Source organism: Sphingopyxis sp. P1IMeth2, assembly GCF_900185685.1.
GTDB lineage: Bacteria > Pseudomonadota > Alphaproteobacteria > Sphingomonadales > Sphingomonadaceae > Sphingopyxis > Sphingopyxis terrae_A.
On record NZ_FYAT01000001.1, the window covers coordinates 355354 to 376883 of the forward strand.

At 65.9% G+C, this 21530-nt stretch carries 16 protein-coding genes and 1 tRNA gene; 9 read left to right on the top strand and 8 right to left on the bottom strand.

Annotated features, from left to right (window positions below):
* Positions 1-262: 262 nt before the first annotated feature.
* From P1IM2_RS01680 to P1IM2_RS01695, 4 genes are all read left to right on the top strand, one after another.
* Complete coding sequence (locus P1IM2_RS01680; protein WP_186401238.1) at positions 263-2404, top strand: S9 family peptidase; 2142 nt, start codon at positions 263-265, stop codon at positions 2402-2404.
* 138 nt (positions 2405-2542) lie between these two features.
* Positions 2543-4192: a M28 family metallopeptidase gene (locus P1IM2_RS01685; RefSeq protein ID WP_186401239.1), complete on the top strand. Its 1650-nt coding sequence runs from the start codon at positions 2543-2545 to the stop codon at positions 4190-4192.
* Positions 4193-4288: 96 nt separating this feature from the next.
* Entirely contained in the window at positions 4289-4867 is a 579-nt protein-coding gene (locus P1IM2_RS01690; RefSeq protein WP_186401240.1) for a phosphoribosyltransferase, read from the top strand.
* Positions 4860-5888: an adenosine deaminase gene (locus P1IM2_RS01695; protein WP_186401241.1), complete on the top strand. Its 1029-nt coding sequence runs from the start codon at positions 4860-4862 to the stop codon at positions 5886-5888. Before P1IM2_RS01690 ends, P1IM2_RS01695 begins: the two co-directional genes overlap by 8 nt.
* Here P1IM2_RS01695 and P1IM2_RS01700 read toward each other — a convergent pair.
* The 4 genes from P1IM2_RS01700 to P1IM2_RS01715 all read right to left on the bottom strand — a co-directional run bounded on the left by P1IM2_RS01700 (position 5885) and on the right by P1IM2_RS01715 (position 10936).
* Entirely contained in the window at positions 5885-7993 is a 2109-nt protein-coding gene (locus tag P1IM2_RS01700) for a TonB-dependent receptor plug domain-containing protein (protein ID WP_062901116.1), read from the bottom strand. The two genes, P1IM2_RS01695 and P1IM2_RS01700, sit on opposite strands and share 4 nt — an antisense overlap.
* The gene (locus P1IM2_RS01705) at positions 7993-8748 is read right to left on the bottom strand and encodes a hypothetical protein (RefSeq protein WP_186401242.1); all 756 of its coding nucleotides are present in this window, start codon (positions 8746-8748) and stop codon (positions 7993-7995) included. The genes P1IM2_RS01700 and P1IM2_RS01705 overlap by 1 nt, the downstream gene beginning before the upstream one ends.
* A gap of 113 nt (positions 8749-8861) precedes the next feature.
* On the bottom strand, positions 8862-10562 hold the full coding sequence (locus P1IM2_RS01710; protein ID WP_062901118.1) for a M56 family metallopeptidase: 1701 nt from the start codon (positions 10560-10562) through the stop codon (positions 8862-8864).
* On the bottom strand, positions 10559-10936 hold the full coding sequence (locus P1IM2_RS01715) for a BlaI/MecI/CopY family transcriptional regulator (RefSeq protein ID WP_186401243.1): 378 nt from the start codon (positions 10934-10936) through the stop codon (positions 10559-10561). The genes P1IM2_RS01710 and P1IM2_RS01715 overlap by 4 nt, the downstream gene beginning before the upstream one ends.
* 138 nt (positions 10937-11074) lie before the next feature.
* Between P1IM2_RS01715 and P1IM2_RS01720 the strand changes: the two genes are divergently transcribed.
* The 5 genes from P1IM2_RS01720 (at position 11075) to P1IM2_RS01740 (ending at position 16093) form a co-directional block, all read left to right on the top strand.
* On the top strand, positions 11075-12889 hold the full coding sequence (locus P1IM2_RS01720) for a DUF885 domain-containing protein (protein WP_062901119.1): 1815 nt from the start codon (positions 11075-11077) through the stop codon (positions 12887-12889).
* Between the two features lie 59 nt (positions 12890-12948).
* On the top strand, positions 12949-13920 hold the full coding sequence (locus P1IM2_RS01725; RefSeq protein WP_062901120.1) for a magnesium and cobalt transport protein CorA: 972 nt from the start codon (positions 12949-12951) through the stop codon (positions 13918-13920).
* Between the two features lie 130 nt (positions 13921-14050).
* Positions 14051-15655, top strand: coding sequence for an ABC-F family ATP-binding cassette domain-containing protein (locus P1IM2_RS01730; protein WP_062901121.1), 1605 nt, complete (start codon positions 14051-14053; stop codon positions 15653-15655).
* Positions 15656-15714: 59 nt separating this feature from the next.
* Positions 15715-15790: transfer RNA gene (locus tag P1IM2_RS01735), tRNA-Val, on the top strand.
* Positions 15791-15901: 111 nt separating this feature from the next.
* On the top strand, positions 15902-16093 hold the full coding sequence (locus P1IM2_RS01740; protein ID WP_062903031.1) for a DUF2892 domain-containing protein: 192 nt from the start codon (positions 15902-15904) through the stop codon (positions 16091-16093).
* On the opposite strand, the gene P1IM2_RS01745 is transcribed toward P1IM2_RS01740, so the two are convergent.
* The 4 genes from P1IM2_RS01745 to P1IM2_RS01760 form a co-directional block, all read right to left on the bottom strand.
* Positions 16071-16337: a CBU_0592 family membrane protein gene (locus tag P1IM2_RS01745; protein ID WP_003043326.1), complete on the bottom strand. Its 267-nt coding sequence runs from the start codon at positions 16335-16337 to the stop codon at positions 16071-16073. The genes P1IM2_RS01740 and P1IM2_RS01745 overlap by 23 nt on opposite strands.
* A gap of 71 nt (positions 16338-16408) precedes the next feature.
* The gene (gene acnA / locus P1IM2_RS01750) at positions 16409-19081 is read right to left on the bottom strand and encodes an aconitate hydratase AcnA (protein WP_062901122.1); all 2673 of its coding nucleotides are present in this window, start codon (positions 19079-19081) and stop codon (positions 16409-16411) included.
* Between the two features lie 270 nt (positions 19082-19351).
* Complete coding sequence (locus P1IM2_RS01755; RefSeq protein WP_062901123.1) at positions 19352-20362, bottom strand: LacI family DNA-binding transcriptional regulator; 1011 nt, start codon at positions 20360-20362, stop codon at positions 19352-19354.
* A 52-nt stretch (positions 20363-20414) separates the two neighbouring features.
* A complete protein-coding gene (locus P1IM2_RS01760) occupies positions 20415-21413 on the bottom strand; it encodes a DUF2891 domain-containing protein (protein WP_186401244.1) in 999 nt (332 codons plus the stop codon).
* Positions 21414-21530 lie beyond the last annotated feature (117 nt).

Below are 21530 nucleotides of genomic sequence, written 5' to 3' on the forward strand. Positions count from 1 at the left end.
AGGGTGCCAGCCCCAAACGCAGTTCTTCATGATGTGGCCTCGTGCCATAAGAGCGTGGTAATATCAATAGAAAATAACCTATATGGCTATTAGCTTGTCCGACCAGAAGATGGCGCCAAGGTCGCGCGCTGATTTCCCCTCCTGCAGGCGGGAGGGGAGGAGAAAATCACAACCCACCATCCCTTTCCCACCCGCTCGATTGACGCGCCGCGCCAGATGGTTACACCCTCAACCATCCACCGGAAAAAGGGGCACCCATATTATGCGCAAACTCGCCTTGCTCGGCGCGAGCCTTCTCACCCTCGCAGCGCAGCCGCTTCACGCGCAGCAAGGCGCCGTTTCCGAGCACGCGAGCGCTCCCGCCGCAACCGCCTCCGCGCCGGATGACGCAACCGGCAGCGCACAGACCGGGCCGCAGCGCCGGTTCACCGGTGAGGATCTTTTCGGCCTCGCCGCCGCATCGGACCCGCAGATCAGCCCGGACGGGCGCCACATCGCCTATGTCCGCCGCGCGAACGACATCATGTCCGACCGCGCGGTCAGCACGATCTGGCTGGTCGACACCCAGACCGGCGCCGAAGTCCCCGCTGCGGGACGCGGCGGTGATGCCTTTTCGCCGCGCTGGTCGCCCGACGGCAAGCGGCTTGCCTATGCATCGACCGAGGGCGGCAGCGTCCAGCTCTGGGTGCGCTGGATGGACGGAGGCGAGGCGGTAAAGCTCACCGGCCTGCCGACCAGCCCGTCGAGCATCACCTGGTCGCCCGATGGCCGGTCGATCGCCTATACGATGCTCGTCAAGGACGATGCGCCGCGGTTCGGCAAGGCCCCCGCGAACAAGCCCGAAGGCGCCAAATGGGCCGCGCCGCTGGAGGTCCACGACCTGCTCACCTACCGCGCCGACGGCCAGGGCTATATCGAACCGGGGTTCGAAAAGATCTTCCTTGTCTCGGCGACCGGCGGCGCGCCGCGCCAGCTGACCTTCGGCCCCTATCATGACGGCGGTCCGCTCAGCTGGTCGCGCGACGGCGCGATGCTCTATTTCAGCGCCGACCGCCGCCCCGACTGGGAAAGCGATCCGCTCGAAAGCAACATCTATGCGCTCGACGTCGCAAGCGGCTCGATCACCCAGCTCACGACGCGCAAGGGCCCCGATGCCAATCCGCTGGTATCGCCCGACGGTCGGATGATCGCCTATCTCGGTTTCGACGACCGGCTGCGCGCCTATGAAAACACCGGCCTCTACGTGATGAACCGCGACGGATCGAACAGCCGCCGCATCGCCCCCGACTGGGATTTCAGCGTCGACGGCCTCGCGTGGGACGCCGACGGGCGGGGCCTCTATGCCCAATATGATGAGCATGGCGAAACCAAAGTGGCACGCATCGGCCTCGACGGATCGGTCCGCACCGTCGCCAGCGGATTGACGAGCAGCGGACTCGACCGGCCCTATTCGGGAGGCAGCTTTTCGGTCGCCGACAATGACGCGATCGCCTTCACCGGCGGCGGCCCGGCGCGGCCGGCCGAAGTCGAACTGGCGGCCGGCGGCAAAACGCGCGTCCTCACCGACCTCAACCGCACGCTGCGCGAGGTGAAGGCGCTGGGCGAGGTGCGCAAGATCACCGCCACGTCGAGCGTCGAGGGGCTGTCGATCGACGGCTGGCTCACCCTGCCGCCGGGCTATCGCGAGGGGCAGCGCGTACCGCTGATCCTCGAAATCCATGGCGGGCCGTTCGCCGCTTATGGGCCGCATTTTTCGACCGATAACCAGCTTTATGCCGCGGCGGGCTATGCCGTCCTCTCGGCAAACCCGCGCGGCTCGACCAGCTATGGCGCGGCCTTCGCCAATGCGATCGACAAAAATTATCCCGGCAATGATTATTTCGACCTGATGAGCATCGTCGATCGCGCGATCGACCTCGGCATCGCCGACCCCGACGCGCTCTTCGTCACCGGCGGGTCTGGGGGCGGCGTGCTGACGAGCTGGATCGTCGGCAAGACCGACCGCTTCAAGGCCGCGGTAGCCCAAAAGCCTGTGATCAACTGGACGACGCAGGCGCTCACTGCCGACGGTCCCGCCTTCTTCGGCCGTTACTGGATCGGCGCGATGCCGTGGGAGGATCAGACGCCGTTCTGGAGCCATTCGCCGCTGTCGCTGGTCGGCAACGTCAAGACCCCGACCATGGTCGTCGTCGGCAGCGAGGATTATCGCACCCCGGTCAGCGAGTCGGAGCAATATTATACCGCGCTGCGTCTGCGCGGCATCCCGACGGTGCTGGTCAAGGTGCCGGGCGCCAGCCACGGCGGCATCGCAGCCCGCCCGTCGCAGGCTGCCGCAAAGGCATCGGCGATCCTCGCCTGGTTCGAAAAATACAAGAAGGGGTGGACGCCGGCCGCCAAGGATTGAGCGCGGGCTGGCGCCCGCGCGAGACTTGCTTGGTCGGACAGGTGGGCGCCTCTCGCCCCCGCCGCTCTACGGCGGTTCCAATTGCCGCGCATCCTGCTAGGGTCGGCGCTTCCCCAACCAACGGAGCCCGCTCCCCTGATGTTTCTGCGCCCTCTCGCCGCCCTGCTCGCTGCCGCCTTTGCCGTCCCCGCGCTTGCGCAGGATATCAGCACCGCCAATCTGACCGAGACTGTCCGCACCCTCGCGTCGGACCAGTTTCAGGGCCGCGCCCCCGGAACGGTCGGCGAAGAGCGTACCGTCGGCTATCTGATCGGCCGGCTTCAGGCGCTCGGACTCGAACCCGCCGGCCCGAACGGCGAATGGACGCAGCCGGTGCCGCTGCTCCATACGCGCCTCGGCACCCCGACCGCGCTCGCCTTCGACCGGCAGGGCAGCGCCACCCCGCTCACCCTCGGCACCGACATCTATGTGTCGAGCCAGCAGGACAAGGATGTGGCGGCGATCGCCGATGCGCCGATGGTTTTCGTCGGCTATGGCGTCCACGCGCCCGAACGCGGCTGGGACGACTTCAAGGGCGTCGACCTCAAGGGCAAGGTCGCGGTCTTTCTGGTCAACGACCCCGATTTCGTCGCGACGAAGGGCGAAGACAGCTTCGGCAAATTCGGCGGCCGCACGATGACCTACTATGGCCGCTGGACCTACAAGTTCGAAGAAGCGGCCCGCCGCGGCGCCATCGCGGCGCTGATCGTCCACGACACCGACGGCGCAGGCTATGGCTGGAACGTCGTGAAAAGCCCCGGCGGCGAAAACTACAGCCTCGTCGTACCACCCGAAAAGGCGACCAGCCTTGCGCTTCAGGGCTGGATTTCGGGCGAGGCCTCGACCCGGCTGTTTGCATCAGCCGGTCAGGATCTCGCAAAGCTGCGCATTGCGGCCCGGCGCAAGGATTTTCGTCCCGTCGACCTCGGCACCGGCTTTCGGGCGTCGATTCCGGTCACGCATGAGGTCGTGCGCAGTCAGAATGTTCTCGCCAAAATCTCGGGCACCGACCGTGCTGACGAGGTCGTGATGTATGGCGCGCATTGGGATGCCTATGGCGAGGGCAAGCCCGACGAAAAGGGCCGCATCTACCGCGCCGGTGCGAACGACGACGCGCTCGGCGTTGCGGCGCTGATCGAAATCGCACGCGGTTTCAAGGCCGCACCGCCCACCGATCGCACGCTGCTTTTCGCCTTCTGGACCGCCGAAGAGCGCGGCCTTCTCGGGTCTGAGGCCTATGCACAGGCGCCCGTCTATCCGGTTGAAAAGACGGTCGCGAACCTTGGCATCGACATTCTTCAGACGGCAGGCAAGTCAAAGGACGTCATTCTCGTCGGCAAGGGCCAGGGCACGCTCGAGGATGATCTCGCCCGCGTCGCCGCGATGCAGGGCCGCACCGTATCGCCCGAAAGCCTTCCCGAACGCGGCCTCTTCTTCCGCGCCGATCATTTCAGCATGGCCAAGCGCGGCGTCCCCGTGTTGCTGCTCATGGGCATCGCCGGCGTGTCCGACCTTGTCGAAGGCGGCAAGGAAGCAGGGCAGAAATGGGTCGATGACTATACCGGCCGCTGTTACCATCAAGCTTGCGACGCATGGGATGAAAGCTGGAACTTGGCAGGCGCCGCGCAGGATATCGCGCTCTTCTACACGATCGGCGACGAGCTCGCGCGCTCGGGCAAATGGCCCGGCTGGAAGAGCGGCAGCGAGTTCAAGGCGCTGCGCGACCAGACCGCCGCTACCCGCAAATAGCATCTTGGCTGCGAGGCGGCCGGGCGGTCGGTAGAGAGAGAAGACGCCCCGTCGCCGCGCCTTGCCCGGCGCTTCGCCTGCGTATAACTCCGGCCCATGACCACCGACAAGATCTACATCAGCGCCAACGACCTTCTTGCCGATTCGTTGCGGCTCGGGATGCAGGTGATCGACAGCGGTTTTGCGCCGACACATCTCGTCGGCATCTGGCGCGGCGGGGCGCCCGTCGGCATCGCGGTCCAGGAATTGCTGGAATATCACGGCGTTCACAGCGACCATATCGCGATCCGCACCTCATCCTATCACGGCATCGACCGCCAGGACACGCAGGTGAAGGTCTTCGCGCTCGGCTATCTGATCGATACACTCGATCCCGAGGACCGGCTGCTCATCATCGACGATGTTTTCGATAGCGGTCGCAGCATTCGAGCCTTTCTCGCCGAACTCAGGGCGCGATGCCGCCACAATATGCCGCGCGATATCCGGATCGCGACCGTCTATTACAAACCGCGCCGCAACGTCACCGATCTCAAACCCGATTTCTTCGTCCATGAAACCGACCAATGGCTGATCTTCCCGCACGAAATCGACGGGCTGACGATCGACGAAATACGCCGCCACAAACCCGAGGCGGCGATCATCCTGCGCGAAGAAACGGAGACGCCGCATGGCTGACGATTTTGCCACCCCCGCAGACCGGGCGGCCTTCATCGCCGCGCTCCCGAAGGCGGAGTTGCACCTGCATATCGAAGGATCGCTCGAACCCGAACTGATGTTCGAACTCGCGCGGCGCAACGGCATCGCCATCCCGTTTGCGACGATCGATGATGTCCGCGCGGCCTATGCCTTTTCGAACCTGCAGGATTTTCTCGACATCTATTATCAGGGGATGGGCGTCCTGCAGACCGAACAGGATTTCTATGACCTGACGGCCGCCTATCTCGCGCGCGCGCATGCCGATGGCGTTCGCCACAGCGAGATCTTCTTCGATCCCCAGGGCCACACTGCGCGCGGCATCCCCTTCGCGACCGTCATCGGCGGTATCACCCGCGCGCTCGACGATGCGCAGGCCCGTTATGACATGAGCTCGCGGCTCATCATGTGCTTTCTGCGCCATCTCAGCGAGGAGGAGGCCGAGGCGACGCTCGACGAAGCGCGCCCATGGCTCGACCGGATCGACGGAGTCGGTCTCGATTCGTCCGAAGTCGGCCACCCGCCCGCCAAGTTCCAGCGCGTCTTCGCCCGCGCCCGCAACCTCGGCCTGCGCCTCGTCGCCCATGCGGGCGAGGAGGGGCCGCCTGAATATGTGCACGAAGCGCTCGATCTGCTGGGCGTCGATCGCATCGACCACGGCAATCGCAGCCTCGAGGACGAAGCCCTTGTCGCGCGGCTCGCCGATGACGCGATGTGCCTGACCGTGTGCCCGCTTTCCAATCTCAAGCTTTGCGTCGTCGACGACATGACCGCGCATCCCCTCAAGACGATGCTGGATGCCGGGCTTCTTGCTACCGTGAACAGCGACGACCCAAGCTATTTCGGCGGCTATGTGAACGCCAACTACACCGTCGTCGCCGATGCGCTCGATCTGTCGCGGGACGAGCTTGTCACGCTCGCCCGCAACAGTTTTCTCGGCGCCTTCCTCGATGACGACGCCAAGGCGCGTCATCTCGCCGCGATCGACGCCTACGCGGCCTAGAATTTCCCGCGAACCGAGAAAGCGAAGATCGGCCCGATCAACCGGTCGCGCTTTTCGACGAAGGCAATCGGGCTTTCGCCGCGCAATCCCGTCCATACCGTGCGGTCGCGCTTCGACCTTGCATTGAGGATGTTCGCCACCGTCGCACGGACCGTCAGACCGAACACATCCTTGTTCTCGACAAAGATGTTGGCGAACACAGGCCCTTCCCACGCGGTGTCGATCTGGTTGCGGCGATAGACCGGCTGGTAATGCGAATGGTTGGCGCTTGCGCCCCAGGCCCAGTCGCTACCGGGAATATCGTGGCGCAGACTCAGCTCGACGACCCGGTCGGTGAAGCCGTTCCACTGGCGCGTCTCGCCGGTGAAGGGGTCGCGCAGCGAGCTTTTCTGAAGTAGCAGCCGGGTTTCGATCTTCATGCCCTTGATGCCGGCCGGATCGAGATTGATCGTCGAGGTCCAGTCGATCGCGCCGGCGCGCGCCTTGGCAATATTGCCGACGCCTTCGCCATCGCCGATCGGGATCACGTCGACCCGGTCTTCGACATCGCGGTACACGAAGAACAGCTTTGTCGATCCCCACGCCCCGAACCGCTTGTTGACTTCCAGTTCATAGCTCCAGTCCTGCTGCGGCCGCAGATCGGTGTTGCTGCCATTCTGGTTGTCGTCGTTCAGGAAGGCGCGCGCGAGGAAATCGTAGAAGCTCAACTGCAGCACGCGGCGCCGGATCTTGAGCGACATGTCGAAATCGGGCGCCGGTGCCCAGGCGATCGACAGCGATCCCTTCGGTCGGAAGAAGCTGCGGGTCAGGCCGTTCGCGCCGCTTTGCGTGATCGTTGATCGCTCGGCGCCCGCAACGATCTGCACGTTCAGCTTGTCGGTGATCTTGCGGCCAAAGCTCAACAGGCTTTCGTAGCGATCCTCCTTCACGCCGCCGGTACCGCCCGGGAACGGAAGCTCGACGAAAGCCCCCGTCGGATCGAGCGTATAAAGCGCCGCAACATTGTCGAGCGTGTTGAACGCCGCCTCCCCCGACAACTCCCAATCGCCCCCCAGCATCTTCCACTGATATTCGCCGCGCGCGATCGTCTCGCCGATATCGCCCGTCTGGGTGAAGCGATCGCCGACCGCGGGCGATCCGTCCGAAAAGCTGGTAATTACTTCCTGCGAATAGGGTTCGTGGCTGAAGCGGCGCAGCCCGATCAGCTTCAGCTTTCCGGGGCCAACCCCGAACTGATAATCGCCGTTGACTTCGTAATTCCAGCTGTTCGGATTTTCGCGAACGGTGCGATATTCGTCGGGGGCGCCATCGCGCGTCCGGCGTCCGAATTCGACATAGGGATTGTAGATGCGCTGATAATGGGCGCCCAGATGGCCTACCGTATCGGCGGGGCCGTCCCAGGTCAGCCGCCCTGAAAGCTTGGGCGTGTCATAGGGACTGCGCCAGACATCGTGGCGGCGCTCGATGATGTTGCCGTCGCCGTCGGTGATGATCGTCGGCCCACCCGCGGAACTGCGCGCCGAATCATTGTTATAGAGACCCAGTTCATATTCGATCGCTCCCTTGCGGCCGCGGACCGAAATGTCGCCGCGCGTGTAGAGCGGATGCGCATAATGAGCGCGAAACTCGGGCTTCCACGCAAATTGACCCGAAAAATCGTCGGCGCGATAAACGATATTGGCCACCTGACCCGATAGACCGGGGATATCGAGCGAGGCGCCGTCGACGATTTCGATGCGTTCGACATTCCCGGCGGGAATGCGCGACAGCAATGTCACCATATCGTCCGACTTCGTCGAGGGACGCTCGCCGTTGAACAGGACATTGCCTGTCGCCTGCCCGAGCCCGCGGAGCTGTTCATTGTCGCGGATCGAAAAGCCCGGAACCTGATTGAGCATGTCATAGGCGTTCTTGGGCGCGTAGCGGACGAAGTCGGCGGGGGTGAAGACCTGCCGCGCGCTGCCGCCACTCGCCGGAGCGGCGGCCGGAGCCGGGACCGGCGGCGGGGCTGCGCTGTCGACCGCCGCATCCTGCGCGCACGCAGTCGTCGCCGACATCGATGCGGCAAGGGCGGCCGCCAGCGCCATTGCGCTCGTCATCCGCATCACTGCGTGCCTCCGGCTGCCGCATTCATCGAGCGCGCATAGTCGGGGGTAATTCCCAACGCCTTCATGCTGATCACCTGGTCGGAGGTCAGCTTTGCATATCCGGCCGCTGCCAGCCCGCGCACATAGTCGCGGTCGACGCCCAGCGCCTTGCACGCGATCGCATCGTTGATCGAGGTGAGCCGAAGCGCGCCCGATTGGAGGTCGCGGACATAGGCGGGCGTCACCTTCAACGCTGCCGCCGCGACAAGTTCGCCGGTGTGCGGACGAAGCCCCGCGTCGATCAGGCCGTCGGCCAGTTCCACCGTCGCATCGACCATCAACATGGCGAGTTGTTCCTTGCGCGTCGGCGTGCCGACACCGCGGCTCTCCAGCGCGGTCGCGAAGCCGGCATCGGGCGCAAAGCGGCATTGTCCCTCGCCCTCATAGGCTGCGTGCAGACTGCCCGTGCAATCGAGGCGGCCCGCCGCGTGCACCACGCTGAAGCTGACCGGGCCGCGCCCGCCGCCCAGCGTGTCCCGCGCCGCGGAAAATTCCGCGCGGGCACCGTCGAGAGCGACACTGCTGGTTGATTGCTTGGCGCGAAGCTGCAGGCGCGGATCGCCGTCGCCGTCGTCGGGCTGCGAGACATCCCAGCGGATCGCGCTGCTCTCCTGGGCCGAGGCCGCGGTCGGCTGCGCAGGGGCGGCGCAGGCGATCAAGGTCAACAGCACGCTGCCGGCGGCGACGAACAATGTCTTCGATTGCGGTTTCATTGGGGGCACTCCTCCTCCGTGCGCCGGGCGAGCATCATCGCTCGCCGCCGCAGCGGCGTTTCAAAATCAGGCTTCGATGAGCGGCGGCTTGGCTTCGGCCAGTGGCCGAAGGGTCAGTCCTGCGGCGCCGCGGGATTTTCGGGCGGCGCTGGCGGGCGCGGCGGACTTATCCGCGTGACCTTGCCGTCGGCGCTGCGCGCCTCGAGCGTTCCGTCCGAGCCGATGCGCGCGGTCGCGCCCGAACTGGACCGGACTTCGCTATAGGCCCCGCCCCAATTGCCCAGCGCGCGCGCCTCGATCGCGTCGTCGGGGTCGCGCATCGCGCGGCCCGCGGCACGCATCTGGCGGACATAGTCGCCGGTGACGCCCATGGCCCGCATCGCCGTCAGATCGTCGAGATTCACATCGGGGAAATAGCGGCGCATGTCGCGGGCATAGGCCGGGTCGATGCCCACCGCTTTCGCGCCAACCAGATCGCCGACGTCGGCGTTCGGAAAGACACGGCGCATCGCATTGATATAGGCCGGGTCGACGCCGGTCGCCTTGGCCGCGATAATGTCGTCGGCATCAGCATGGCCGCTTTCGCGCATCTTGCGGACATCGTCGGGTGTCACGCCGACCGCGCGCATGCCGACAAGATCGTCGGGCGACAGCGGCTTGCGGGCAGTAGCAGGGGCCGGCTTGTCGGTCCGCTCGCCCGCCGAACCCACGGCCGCGGCGGACTGCAATGCCGCGGCCGGGGCGGTTGCGACGGGGGTGTGGACAGGCCCCGACGCGGACGGTGTGGCAGTCGCGGAAAAGGCGGCGAGCGGCGCCGATACGCCGGCGAGCAGCACCAGGCTCATCAGAACCCAGCTCGCGCTGGCGGGTCCGCGCTTCAGGCTGCCGTCGAGGACGCGGGTGATCCGGCGCTTCAGGCTGTTCTGCGCCGGCGCGACCCCATGGGCGGCAAGCAGCGCGCCCTGATTGTCGTGACGCGCCGCGCCGACGAGCAGCGAGGCATAGTCGGGACCGTCGATGTCGGCGAGCAGCACGGCATCATCGGCCGCTTCCTCGCGCAATTGATGGCTCTCGCGCGCCAGCATCCAGACGAGCGGATTGAACCAGAACAGCGCGCAGGCAAGGCGCGCCGCGAGCAGCTTCGCCCAGTCGAGCCGCGCGACATGCGCCAGTTCGTGCGCGATGATCGCCTCGGCCTCGGCCACGGCATCGACGGCGGCCGGGTTAAGCACGATCGTCGGGCGGACCACGCCCCAACTGATCGGCGAGCGCAGTTCGTTGCTGACCAGCAGCGCTGTCCCATGCTTGAAGCCCATCCGCCGCTGCGCTTCGGCGAGCGCCGACAGCCACGAAGGCTGAACCAGCACATCGGCTCGGCCGCGCATCGCGAACAGCCGCACCACGGCAACCGTCATCAAAAGGGCAAGCAGGAACAGGGGAAAGCTGTACACCCAGATGGCGAGGTCGGCCATCGCGGGCAGCGTCCAACCGGCATCGGCTTTGCTATCCGCAGCCATGGCCGGCGCCGCAGCGCCGGGCTGAGCCGCCGCCGCGGGAGGCGCCTCGACAACCGCCGGTGGCGCCGACATTGCAGGCGCAGATGCTTCGACCCAGTCGGCGGGCAGCGGGGCCCATTCGGGAAGCGCCAGCGTCGCCACCGGCAGCAGCAGCAGCGCCGCCAGCCCGGCATGCGCGATAAGCGAACGCTCGCCTGCCGAACGCGACCGCGCGAGGCGCAGCAACAGCAGCGTCAGCCCGGCGATGATCGCCGATTTCCAGGCAAGACCCAGCAGGGTCGCGGCGGTGATCATCATTTTGTCCTCCCTTCGCGCGCTTCGGCGATCAGCTTTTCCAGCTCATCGAGATCGCCCGCACTCATCTTGTCCTGCATGCCGAGCAGCGCCGCGGCGGCGCTGGTCGCCGATCCGTTGAAAAAGACGCGCACCACCTGGGTCAGCGCCGATTTGCTCGCCGTCTTCTCCTCGACGCTCGGCGCATAGAGAAAGCCGCGATCCGATGCCTCGCGCACAACGAAGCCCTTGGCCTCGAGCCGCTTGAGCATCGCGCGGATCGCCGATCCGGACAGTTCGGCGGGCAAAGCCTCGCCGATTTCAGTCACGGTCGACGCGCCACGTTCGTAAAGAATATCGATAATTTCGCGTTCCCGCGGGGGCAAGCTCGACAACATGCGAATCACCTTTCGCGCTACATTTGTAGCGTGCTACATTTGTAGCGCATGCTTGGCAAGGGGTTTTATTCGACCAACACACATGCTTGCGGCAAAGCCCCCGAAACCATAGGGTCGCGGCATGATAGGAGAACAACCATGATCGATTTCGCACTGGATCGCCGGACGCTGCTGGCGGGCATGGGCATGGCATCGGCGGGGCTTGCGATGCCGGCATGGGGTGCGGACAGCGCCGACGCGCGCCTCGATGCACTGCTCACCCGCCAGTTCGATCAGGCGCTGATCGACGACCCGACCCGCGCCGCGAGCCTGGGCCTCGATATCGGTGCGCGCGCCGGGCTGCGAGCGCGATTTCCCGACTGGTCGGCCGCCGCGCGGACCGCACGCGACCGCCGGATCGACACCGACCTTGCCGCACTACGCGCGATCGATCGCGGTGCGCTCGGCGATAATGCGCGGGTGGCCTATGACAGCGCCGAATTCGATCTTGTGGCCCGCCAGCGACTGGCCCGCTTCCCCTATCACACCGGCGGCTTTGCGCACCGCGCCGGTCCCTATGCAGTCACGCAGCTCGGCGGCTTCTATACCGGCGTCAGCACCTTTCTCGACAGCCAGCATCCGGTGAAGACCAAGGCCGACGCCGATGCCTATATCGCGCGAATGGAGGCAACGCCGGCGCTCCTCGACGATGATAGCGCGATCGTGCGCGCCAATGCCGCGATGGGCGTCGTCGCGCCGCGCTTCATCATCGAACAGGCCCTGCAGCAGCTCGGCCGTTTGCGTGACGGCGATGCGGCGTCGAAGACGATCGTCGCCTCGCTCGCCCGCCGCGCCAACGCCATCGGCCTCACCGGCTATGATGCGCGCGCGCAGGTGATATTCGAAGGTCCGATCCGCGCTGCTCTGACGCGTCAGATCGAGGTGCTGACGGCGCTGCTGCCTAAGGCCGGTGACGAGGCGGGCGTATCGCGCCTTCCGGACGGTCCCGCCTATTATGCGGCGACGCTGGCGCAGCACACGACCACCGACATGACCGCCGAGCAGATCCATCAATTGGGGCTCGACCAGCTTGCCGATCTGCACGCGCGCATGGACAAGCTGCTCACCGCGCAGGGCTTCAAAGAGGGCAGCCTACGCCAGCGGCTCGACGCGCTGACCGCAACCGACGGCCAGTTGTTCGCCAATGACGATACGGGGCGCGCGGCGCTGCTCGCCTATCTCAACGATCGGCTCACCACCATTCGCGCCCGCCTGCCGCAAGTGTTCAGCCGGATGCCGCGCGCGCCCTATGAAATCCGCCGCGTCCCGCCCGAGATCGAGATCGGCGCTCCTGGCGGTTCGGCGCAGGCCGGCACCCCCGACGGGTCGCGCCCGGGCATTTTCTTCATCAACCTGCGCGATACGCACGAGTGGCCGCGCTACACGCTGCCGACGCTCGCCTTTCACGAGGGAGCGCCGGGGCATCTGTTCGAAAATGCCCTGAAGTTCGAGGACGCGGCATTGCCGCTTTACCGCCAATCCTCTTACGTCACGGCCTATGGCGAAGGCTGGGGGCTGTATGCCGAGCAGGTTGCCGCCGAGCTCGGGATGTACGGCGACGATCCGCTCGGCGAGATCGGCTATCTGGCGTCCTATGCGTTTCGCGCCTCACGCCTCGTCGTCGATACCGGGCTGCACGCCAAGGGCTGGAATCGCCAGCAGGCGATCGAATTCATGGTCGAAAACTCGTCCGAAACGCCAAGTTCGGCGCGAACCGAGATCGACCGCTACATCGTCTATCCGGGGCAAGCCTGTTCATACAAGGTCGGTCAGACCGCGATCAGCCGGCTGCGTGATGAGGTTTCGTCGCACCGGGATTATGACATCAAGCGCTTCCACGACGTCGTGCTCGGGGCCGGACGCATCCCGCTTGCGGTGCTCGAACGCCGCGTACGCGACGCCTTTCCGGCCTGAGTTATTTCCCTCGGCCGCCCGTGCCGCTATCTGCAGCGGGCAGTCGAGGGAGTTTGACGATGCCGATCAAGGCCGCCCGTCTCTATAATGATGGCAAGCTCGTGCGTGAGCTGGGCCCGAACGAGGCCATTCCCGATCATTGCGATCCGGGCGACTTTTTCTGGCTCGGCCTGTTCGAGCCGACCCCCGGCGAGCTGGAGGGGATCGCCAGGCGCTTCGGCCTGCATCCGCTGGCGGTCGAGGACGCGCTGAAGGCCAACCAGCTGCCAAAGGTCGAAGCCTATGGCGAGCAATTGTTCGTCGTCGCCAGCACCGGCAATCGCGATGGCGACACGATCCAGTCGGGCGAAACCGCCTTCTTCCTTGGTCGCCATTTCATCGTAAGTGTCCGTCACGGGTCGGCGCGGACGCACAGCGAGGTGCGCGCGCGGCTCGAATCCTTGCCGGCGAAACTGGCGCACGGCCCCGATTATGTACTTTATGCGATTCTCGATTTCATCGTCGACGGCTATTTCCCGGTGATCGACGCGATCGAGGACCGGCTGCTTACGGTCGAGGAAAGCGTCATGGACACGCCGCTCGACGCCGACGACATCCGGCATCTTTACGGCCAGCGGCACGAGATCATCCGCTTTCAACGCCTGGTCGGATTGATGAAGGATGTCGCATCACGCCTGACCAGCGATGCCGACCTGCCGTGCATCGACGATGCCGTGCGCCCCTTTTTCCGCGACATCTGGGACCATGTGCAGCGCGCCGAATTCCGCCTCGTCGGATTGCGTGATGTCGCGGCGTCGGTCGTCGACACCAACAATCTGCTCGAACAGCAGCGGCAGGGCGCGATCACGCGCCAGCTTGCGGCCTGGGCCGCCATTCTGGCCGTACCCACCGCGATCGCCGGCATTTACGGCATGAATTTCGAGCATATGCCCGAACTCGGCTGGACCTTCGGCTACCCCTTCGCGCTTGCCTTGATGGGCAGCGTGTGCGCGCTCCTCTATTGGCGCTTCAAGCGGATCGGCTGGCTCTAACGTCGGCCCGCTCTTGCCCGGTCGCCACCGGGACGTTATCTGTCATCCGTCATCTTTTTAAGGAGTCGGAGGATCATGGACCGCAACTGAACGCATCGCCCCTAGCCTTGCCTTCAGGAAAGCCTTTTCCATGTCTACGATCACCCTCTCCCGCCTCGGCTGGTCGACCCCCGACGGTCGCCGCATATTTTCCGATCTCGACCTTCAGTTTCGCCCGGAACGCACGGGTATCGTCGGTCGCAATGGCGTCGGCAAGTCGACCCTGTTGCGCCTGATCGCGGGTGAGGCAACGCCGACAAACGGCGCGATCAGCCGCGGCGCGCGCATCGCCATGCTGCACCAGACGGTGCAGGTTGCCGCCGATGCGACAATTGCCGACCTGTTCGGCGCGCGCCCGGCGCTGGCCCTGCTCGCGCGCGCCGAAGCGGGGACGGCGTCGCTCGACGACATCGCAGAGGCCGACTGGACGCTGGCTTCGCGGATCGACGAGGCGCTGGCCGGTGTCGACCTGCCGCTCGATGTCGCGACGCCGCTTGTGCATCTTTCGGGTGGACAACGCACGCGCGCCGCGCTCGCCGGCGCGATATTCGAGCAGCCCGATTTTCTGCTGCTTGACGAACCGACCAACAATCTCGACCGGCAGGGCCGGGAGGCGGTGCGCGCGATCCTGCGCGACTGGCAGGGCGGCGCGATCGTCGTCAGTCACGACCGCCAACTGCTCGAGGAGATGGATGCGATCGTCGAACTGACCGCGACGGGCGCCGCGCGCTATGGCGGCGGCTGGAGCGCCTATTCCGCGCGCAAGGCGGTCGAACAGGCGGCCCTTGAGGCCGAGCTTGCCACCGCAGAGAAGCGCGTCGATCAGGCCCAGCGCCAAGCGCAGGCCGCCGCCGAGCGGCAGGATCGCCGCGATTCGCGGGGCCGGAAAAATGCGGCGCGCGGCGACATGCCGCGCATTGTGATGGGGGCAATGCAGCGCCGCGCCGAAGAATCACGCGCTGCCGCCGGGCGGCTGGCCGAACGCCAGCAGGGACAGGCCGAGCAGGCGCTCGCCGCGGCGCGCAGCCGGATCGAGATCGTCGATCCGCTGGCGATCGCGCTGCCGTCGACGGGTCTCCCGGCTTCGCGGACGGTCGTTGCGTTGGAGCATGTCCGCGCGGGCTATGACGGCGGCGCACCCGTCATCGATGATTTGTCGTTCACGATCACGGGACCCGAGCGATTGGCAATCACCGGCCCGAACGGATCGGGCAAATCGACGCTGCTCGCGCTGATCGCCGGAACACTGACGCCCTGGTCGGGGAGCGTGCGCGTCGGTGTGCCGTTCGCGCTGTTCGATCAGCGCGTCGCGCTGCTCGATCCGCTACTTTCGATCGCCGACAATTTCCTGCGGCGCAACCCCGGGGTCGGCAACAATGCCTGCCGCGCCGCGCTCGCACGCTTCCGCTTTCGCGCCGACGCCGCCGATCGCATCGTCGGCACGCTCAGCGGCGGGCAGGTGCTTCGCGCCGGGCTCGCCTGCGTCCTCGGCGCGCCGCAGCCACCGCAGATGCTGATCCTCGATGAACCCGGCAATCATCTCGATCTCGATTCGCTCGCCGCGATCGAAACCGGGCTCGCGGCCTATGACGGCGCGCTCATCGTCGTCAGCCACGATCCGGCCTTTCTGGATGCGATCGGGGTGAACCGCGAGCTGGCGCTGGGCGACGACTGCGGCCTGCCCTCACCCGGCTGACACGCCAGCGACTTGCCAGCGACGTCTGGCTGTGGCAGGGGCGCCGCTCCCACGGCGTGGGGCGCTTAGCTCAGTTGGTAGAGCATCTCGTTTACACCGAGAGGGTCGGCGGTTCGAGCCCGTCAGCGCCCACCATCCCCGGCCGGACCCGAATGGGGCGGGCCGCGTCTCTTGATCCAGCGCAATGACCGCGCGCCGCGCGCGCGTCAGAACTTCGGTGTCGCACATGCAATCGGGAGTCTGGAGATGTTTGCACGCAATGTTGGCACAATCGACCGCCTGCTGCGGATCGTCATTGGCGTAATGCTGATCGTTCTCGCCGCGTACGAGCGTATCGGCCCGTGGGGCTATATCGGGGTGGTGCCGCTGCTCACCGGCCTGTCGAGCCGCTGTCCCGCCTATTCGCTGCTCGGGGTCAGCACCTGTCCGCGCGGCTGAGGCGGCGCACGTTCCACAGCGTGAAAAGGCCGATCGCGGCCCAGATGATGTTGAGGCCGGCGGACGGCAGGGCACCGTTATAGCCCGAATTGATGACGAAGCCGGTGGCGCCGACGACGTTCATCCATTGATAGGCCGCGCCGCGCGGTTCGAGCTTGCCGAGCGAGAGCAGCACATAGCTTGCCAGAATGATCGCGGCCGCGGTCCAGCCGATCACCTCGATCATGATCTGAAGCAGGTTCATCGCCCTATTCCCAAAGAAAACGCCCGCCCCGGTAAGGGGGCGGGCGCGTGTTGCCGATTATCCTGCGGCAATCAGGCCGCGAGCTTGCGCAGCACATAGTGCAGGATGCCGCCGTTCATATAATATTCGACCTCGTTCGCGGTGTCGATGCGGCACAGCGTATCGAAGCTGAAGGTCGAGCCGTCGGGGCGCGTGACCTCGACCGTCACCGTCTGGCGCGGCTTGATGTCGGCGATACCCGTGATGGTGAAGCTGTCGTCGCCGGTCAGGCCCAGCGTCTCGCGGGTCTGCCCCTCGAGGAACTGGAGCGGCAGCACGCCCATGCCGACAAGGTTCGAGCGGTGGATGCGCTCGAAGCTTTCGACGATGACGGCGCGGACGCCGAGCAGGTTAGTGCCCTTCGCCGCCCAGTCGCGCGACGAGCCGGTGCCATATTCCTTGCCGGCGATCACCACGAGCGGGGTGCCATCGGCCTTGTGGCGCATCGCGGCGTCGTAGATCGGCATGACTTCCTGGCCATAACGCGACATGCCGCCTTCGATGCCCGGGACCATTTCATTCTTGATGCGGATGTTGGCGAAGGTGCCGCGCATCATCACTTCGTGGTGGCCGCGGCGTGCGCCATAGCTGTTGAAGTCGGCCTTGCTGACCTGATGTTCCATCAGCCATTTTCCGGCCGGCGAGTCCGCCTTGATGCTGCCCGCCGGAGAAATATGGTCGGTGGTGATGCTGTCGCCGAGGATCGCAAGCGGCTTTGCGCCGACGATGTCGCTGACCGGTGCCGGCGTCATCGACATGCCCTCGAAATAGGGCGGGTTGGCGACATAGGTCGAGCCAGCGCGCCACTGATAGGTGTCGCTGCCCTCGACCTCGATCTTCTGCCAGTGCGCGTCGCCCTTGTAGACGTGCGCGTAGCGCGCCTCGAACATGTCGCGGTCGACCGCGCCGGCGACCATGTCGGCGACTTCCTGGTTGGTCGGCCAGATGTCCTTGAGGAAAACGTCCTGCCCGTCCTTGCCGGTGCCGATCGGGGTGGTGGTGAAATCCTCGATCACCGTGCCCTTGAGCGCATAGGCGACAACGAGCGGCGGAGAGGCGAGGAAGTTGGCGCGCACGTCAGGCGACACGCGGCCTTCGAAGTTGCGGTTGCCCGAAATGACCGCCGCGGCGACGAGGCCATTCTCGTTGATCGCCTTCGAAATCGGCTCGGCAAGCGGACCCGAGTTGCCGATGCACGTCGTGCAGCCATAGCCCACGAGGTTGAAGCCGATATTGTCGAGATGCTTCTGCAGCCCGGCCTTTTCGAGATAGTCGGTTACGACCTGCGATCCCGGCGCGAGGCTGGTCTTGACCCACGGCTTGGGCTTCAGGCCCAGCTCGTCGGCCTTTTTGGCGACGAGCCCCGCGGCAACGAGAACGCCGGGGTTCGAGGTGTTGGTGCAGCTGGTGATCGCGGCGATGGTGACGTCGCCGTCGCCGATGTCGAAATCCTTGCCCTCGACCGGCACGCGCGTCTGCGCCTTGTTATAGACCTTTGCCATGTCGGCATTGAACACATCGTCGACATCGGGAAGCGAGACCCGGTCCTGCGGCCGCTTCGGCCCGGCGAGCGACGGGACGACGGTCGACAGGTCGAGTTCGAGCGTGTCGGTGAAAACCGGGTCCGCCGCGCCGTCGACGATCCACAGCCCCTGCGCCTTCGCATAGGCTTCGACCAGCGCGATATTTTCTTCGCTGCGGCCGGTCAGGCGCATGTAATCGATCGTCTTGTCGTCGATGCCGAAGAAGCCGCACGTCGCGCCATATTCGGGCGCCATATTGGCGAGCGTCGCGCGGTCGGCGAGGCTCAGCGAGGCGAGGCCGGGGCCGAAATATTCCACGAAGCGGCCGACGACGCCCTTGGCGCGCAGCATCTGCGTCGCGGTGAGCACGAGGTCGGTCGCGGTGACGCCTTCCTTCAGCTTGCCGGTGAATTTGAAGCCAACGACTTCGGGGATCAGCATCGACACGGGCTGGCCGAGCATCGCGGCTTCCGCTTCAATCCCGCCGACACCCCAGCCGAGGACGCCGAGGCCGTTGATCATCGTCGTGTGACTGTCGGTGCCGACGCAGGTGTCGGGATAGGCGACGGTGGTGCCGTCGGCATCCTCGCTCGACCACACCGCCTGCGCGATATGCTCGAGGTTGACCTGGTGGCAGATGCCGGTGCCGGGAGGCACCGCCTTGAAGTTCGACAGCGACTTCGACCCCCATTTCAGGAAGTCATAGCGTTCGCCGTTGCGATAATATTCAATCTCGACATTCTGCTCGAACGCCTTGGGCGTGCCGAATTCGTCGACCATGACCGAGTGGTCGATGACGAGGTGGACGGGGACGAGCGGGTTGATCTTGGTCGTGTCGCCGCCGAGCTTGGCAATCGCATCACGCATCGCGGCAAGGTCAACGACGCAGGGAACGCCGGTGAAATCCTGCAGCAGCACGCGCGCCGGGCGATACTGGATTTCGCGGTTCGAATGGGGATCCTTCTGCCAGTCGACCAGCGCCTGGACGTCATCGGTCGAAACGGTGAAGCCGCCGTCCTCGAAGCGCAGCAGATTTTCGAGCAGCACCTTCATGCTGAACGGCAGGCGCGAAACGTCGCCCAGCTTTGCTGCCGCCTTTTCGAGCGAATAATAGGCGTAACTCTTGCCGCCGACATTCAGCGTCGAGCGGGTTCCGAGCGTGTCGTGGCCGGTGGTGGTCATAGGTCAGCAGTCCCCATGTTGGCGCGGCGGGGAATGACGGCCGGCCGCCCAAGCCAGGAGAGCGGGGCAAGCGGAGTCGCACGCGCGGGTTTATGTCCGCGCCGCCTTACGCCGGAAGGCAGGAATTGCAAGGGGGTGGCGGTGGACGATGCACGCGAACCCGGCCTTTCGTCCACGGGCGGCGCCCGAAATTTCCCCGGACCAGGACACAAAGCGCCGCGGTCCCGAAGCTTTGTTATTCGGGATGACGATCCCGCCCGAACAATCGCGTCAGGCAGTACCGCGCACCGCGAGGCGGACGGGTATGCGGGTGCCGTCGCGGGCGTGGGCATCATCCTCCAGCGCCATGGCGACGAGCGCCTCACCCGCGGCGTCGAGATCGGGCTCGATCGTGGTGAGCGCTGGGTCGGCGAGCGTGCCGGCGCGAATGCCGTCGAAGCCGATCAGCGCGACGTCGCCGGGCACGCTGCGCCCCATATCCTTGATCCCCTGTAGCACCCCCAGCGCGAGCATGTCGCTGGCAGCGAAAATACCGTCGATGTCGGGATGCGCGGCGAGCAGAGCACGCGCGGCGGCGATGCCCTCTGCATGGCGATCTTCCGCCGGCGGCGGCTCGGCGAGGATGGGGGCGAGGCCTTGCGCGGCGAGCGCTGCGGTGAAGCCGTCGCGGCGCTCGTCGAACTGGCGCTGCGGCGAGCGCTGCGGGCCGACGAAGGCGAGGCGGCGACGGCCTGAGGCGACGAGATGATCGGCGGCGAGGCGCCCGCCCACCTCATTATCGCTGCGCATCCAGTGGAAGTCCCCGCCGGGGCTGCCCCAGCAGGTGAAATCATGCCCCGATGCCTGCGCCGCGGCGAAATAATCCCACGCGGCGCGGTTGCTGGTCGTGCCGATGACGATCATCGCGTCGGCGAGCCCCGAGCGAACGAAATCGGCGCGGAAATTGGCTTCGCTCTCCTGAAAGGAAACGAGCAGGTTGAAGCCGCGTGCCGAGGTGGCGGCGGCGATGCTGCCGAGCAGCGCAAAGTAGAAAGGGTTGATCGCGCTGCGGTCTTCGCCTGGGCGGCAGATAGTAACGAGCGCGATCGTCTCGCTGCTTTTGAGGCGGAGCGACGAGGCGTGGCGATCGACAACATAGCCAAGCTCGGCCGCCGCCTGCGCGACGCGGGCGCGCGTTTCGGCGTTGACGCCGGGGCTGCTGCGCAGCGCGCGCGAGACGGTCGACTGCGACACGCCCGCGCGCTCGGCGACGTCGAACGATGTCGGGCGCAGGGTTTTCATGTGCAGTCCGTCTCCCCTCTTACGCCGTCTCTTGCGTCCACGCCGGGGCTTGTCAATCGGCGAGGCCGTCCAATGCCAGGAGCGCGAAGCTCGCGAGCCAATGTTCGCCCATATAGTCGCCGGTGACGTGCGGGAGCGCGGCGGCGAGGTGCTGCTCGGCGGCAGCTTCGGCGACGGGGGCAACGGGGTGCGCCGCGCCGAGCTTGGCGGCGATCGCACGCCAGCACCAGGCGCGGCTGAGATTGAGGCCGTCGAGATGCGCGATCTTGCCGTCGCTGCGGTCCGACACGGTGGCGGGGGTGAAAAGCGTTGCGGGTTGATGCGCAGCGGCGCGGGGCAGGAAGACCTCGAACCACACCGGGAAGGCGTCGCCGAGCACGACCGCCATCAGATGCGCCTCGGTCAACGCCGAGGAGAGAAATTCGTCGCCGCCGGGTTCCCATGCCTGACAATCGCGGTCGCCGGCGAACCAGTCGCGCGCGCGGGCATCGATAAGCGCGACGAGCGCGGGGTCGCGGAGCGCGGCCCAGTGGCGCGCGAGGAGCAGCGCGAAAGCGATGTTGAAATGGGTGCCGACGCGCAAGGGATAGGTGAGCTTGGGCAGGAAGGCGTGGAAACGCGCCGCAAAGGCGAGCGCGAGCGGTTCGAGCGCGACGGCCCAGGGGGCGTTGTGCTGTTCGGCCTCTGCATGGAGCGCGAGGAGCCACGCCCAGCCATAGGGACGTTCGAAACCCGCCGACATCGGCCGGTCCAGAAAGGCAAGCTCGCCCGCGACCTTGCCCGGCACGAGCATCGCATCGGCGCGCGCGCGGATCTCGGCCGCAACGGGAAGATCGGGATAGAGGCGCGCAAGGCGAAGGATCTGCCACCAGCCATGGACGCAGCTATGCCAGTCGAAACTGCCGTGAAAGATCGGGTGATGCTCGCGCGGGGGCCGTGCGTCCTCCGGCCCGTTCAGCACCAGGTCCATCTTGTAGGGATATTCGCGGCCGAGATGCGACAGGGTCGCGGTGGCAAAGCGGACGGCGTGGTCGGGGGTGAGGTCGGTCATTACCGGAATTTCTCTATCCGTTTGTGCTGAGCTTGTCGAAGCACCGTTCTTCTCTTTCGACGCTGCAGAATGAAGAATGGCCCTTCGACGAGCTCAGGGCGAACGGAAATTTGAAAG

Bases quoted from the DNA above. Each gene is read 5' to 3' on its own strand.
- P1IM2_RS01680 (WP_186401238.1), top strand. From the start codon at position 263: ATGCGCAAACTCGCCTTGCTCGGCGCGAGCCTTCTCACCCTCGCAGCG.
- P1IM2_RS01685 (WP_186401239.1), top strand. From the start codon at position 2,543: ATGTTTCTGCGCCCTCTCGCCGCCCTGCTCGCTGCCGCCTTTGCCGTC.
- P1IM2_RS01690 (WP_186401240.1), top strand. From the start codon at position 4,289: ATGACCACCGACAAGATCTACATCAGCGCCAACGACCTTCTTGCCGAT.
- P1IM2_RS01695 (WP_186401241.1), top strand. From the start codon at position 4,860: ATGGCTGACGATTTTGCCACCCCCGCAGACCGGGCGGCCTTCATCGCC.
- P1IM2_RS01700 (WP_062901116.1), bottom strand. From the start codon at position 7,993: ATGCGGATGACGAGCGCAATGGCGCTGGCGGCCGCCCTTGCCGCATCG.
- P1IM2_RS01705 (WP_186401242.1), bottom strand. From the start codon at position 8,748: ATGAAACCGCAATCGAAGACATTGTTCGTCGCCGCCGGCAGCGTGCTG.
- P1IM2_RS01710 (WP_062901118.1), bottom strand. From the start codon at position 10,562: ATGATGATCACCGCCGCGACCCTGCTGGGTCTTGCCTGGAAATCGGCG.
- P1IM2_RS01715 (WP_186401243.1), bottom strand. From the start codon at position 10,936: ATGTTGTCGAGCTTGCCCCCGCGGGAACGCGAAATTATCGATATTCTT.
- P1IM2_RS01720 (WP_062901119.1), top strand. From the start codon at position 11,075: ATGATCGATTTCGCACTGGATCGCCGGACGCTGCTGGCGGGCATGGGC.
- P1IM2_RS01725 (WP_062901120.1), top strand. From the start codon at position 12,949: ATGCCGATCAAGGCCGCCCGTCTCTATAATGATGGCAAGCTCGTGCGT.
- P1IM2_RS01730 (WP_062901121.1), top strand. From the start codon at position 14,051: ATGTCTACGATCACCCTCTCCCGCCTCGGCTGGTCGACCCCCGACGGT.
- P1IM2_RS01740 (WP_062903031.1), top strand. From the start codon at position 15,902: ATGTTTGCACGCAATGTTGGCACAATCGACCGCCTGCTGCGGATCGTC.
- P1IM2_RS01745 (WP_003043326.1), bottom strand. From the start codon at position 16,337: ATGAACCTGCTTCAGATCATGATCGAGGTGATCGGCTGGACCGCGGCC.
- acnA (WP_062901122.1), bottom strand. From the start codon at position 19,081: ATGACCACCACCGGCCACGACACGCTCGGAACCCGCTCGACGCTGAAT.
- P1IM2_RS01755 (WP_062901123.1), bottom strand. From the start codon at position 20,362: ATGAAAACCCTGCGCCCGACATCGTTCGACGTCGCCGAGCGCGCGGGC.
- P1IM2_RS01760 (WP_186401244.1), bottom strand. From the start codon at position 21,413: ATGACCGACCTCACCCCCGACCACGCCGTCCGCTTTGCCACCGCGACC.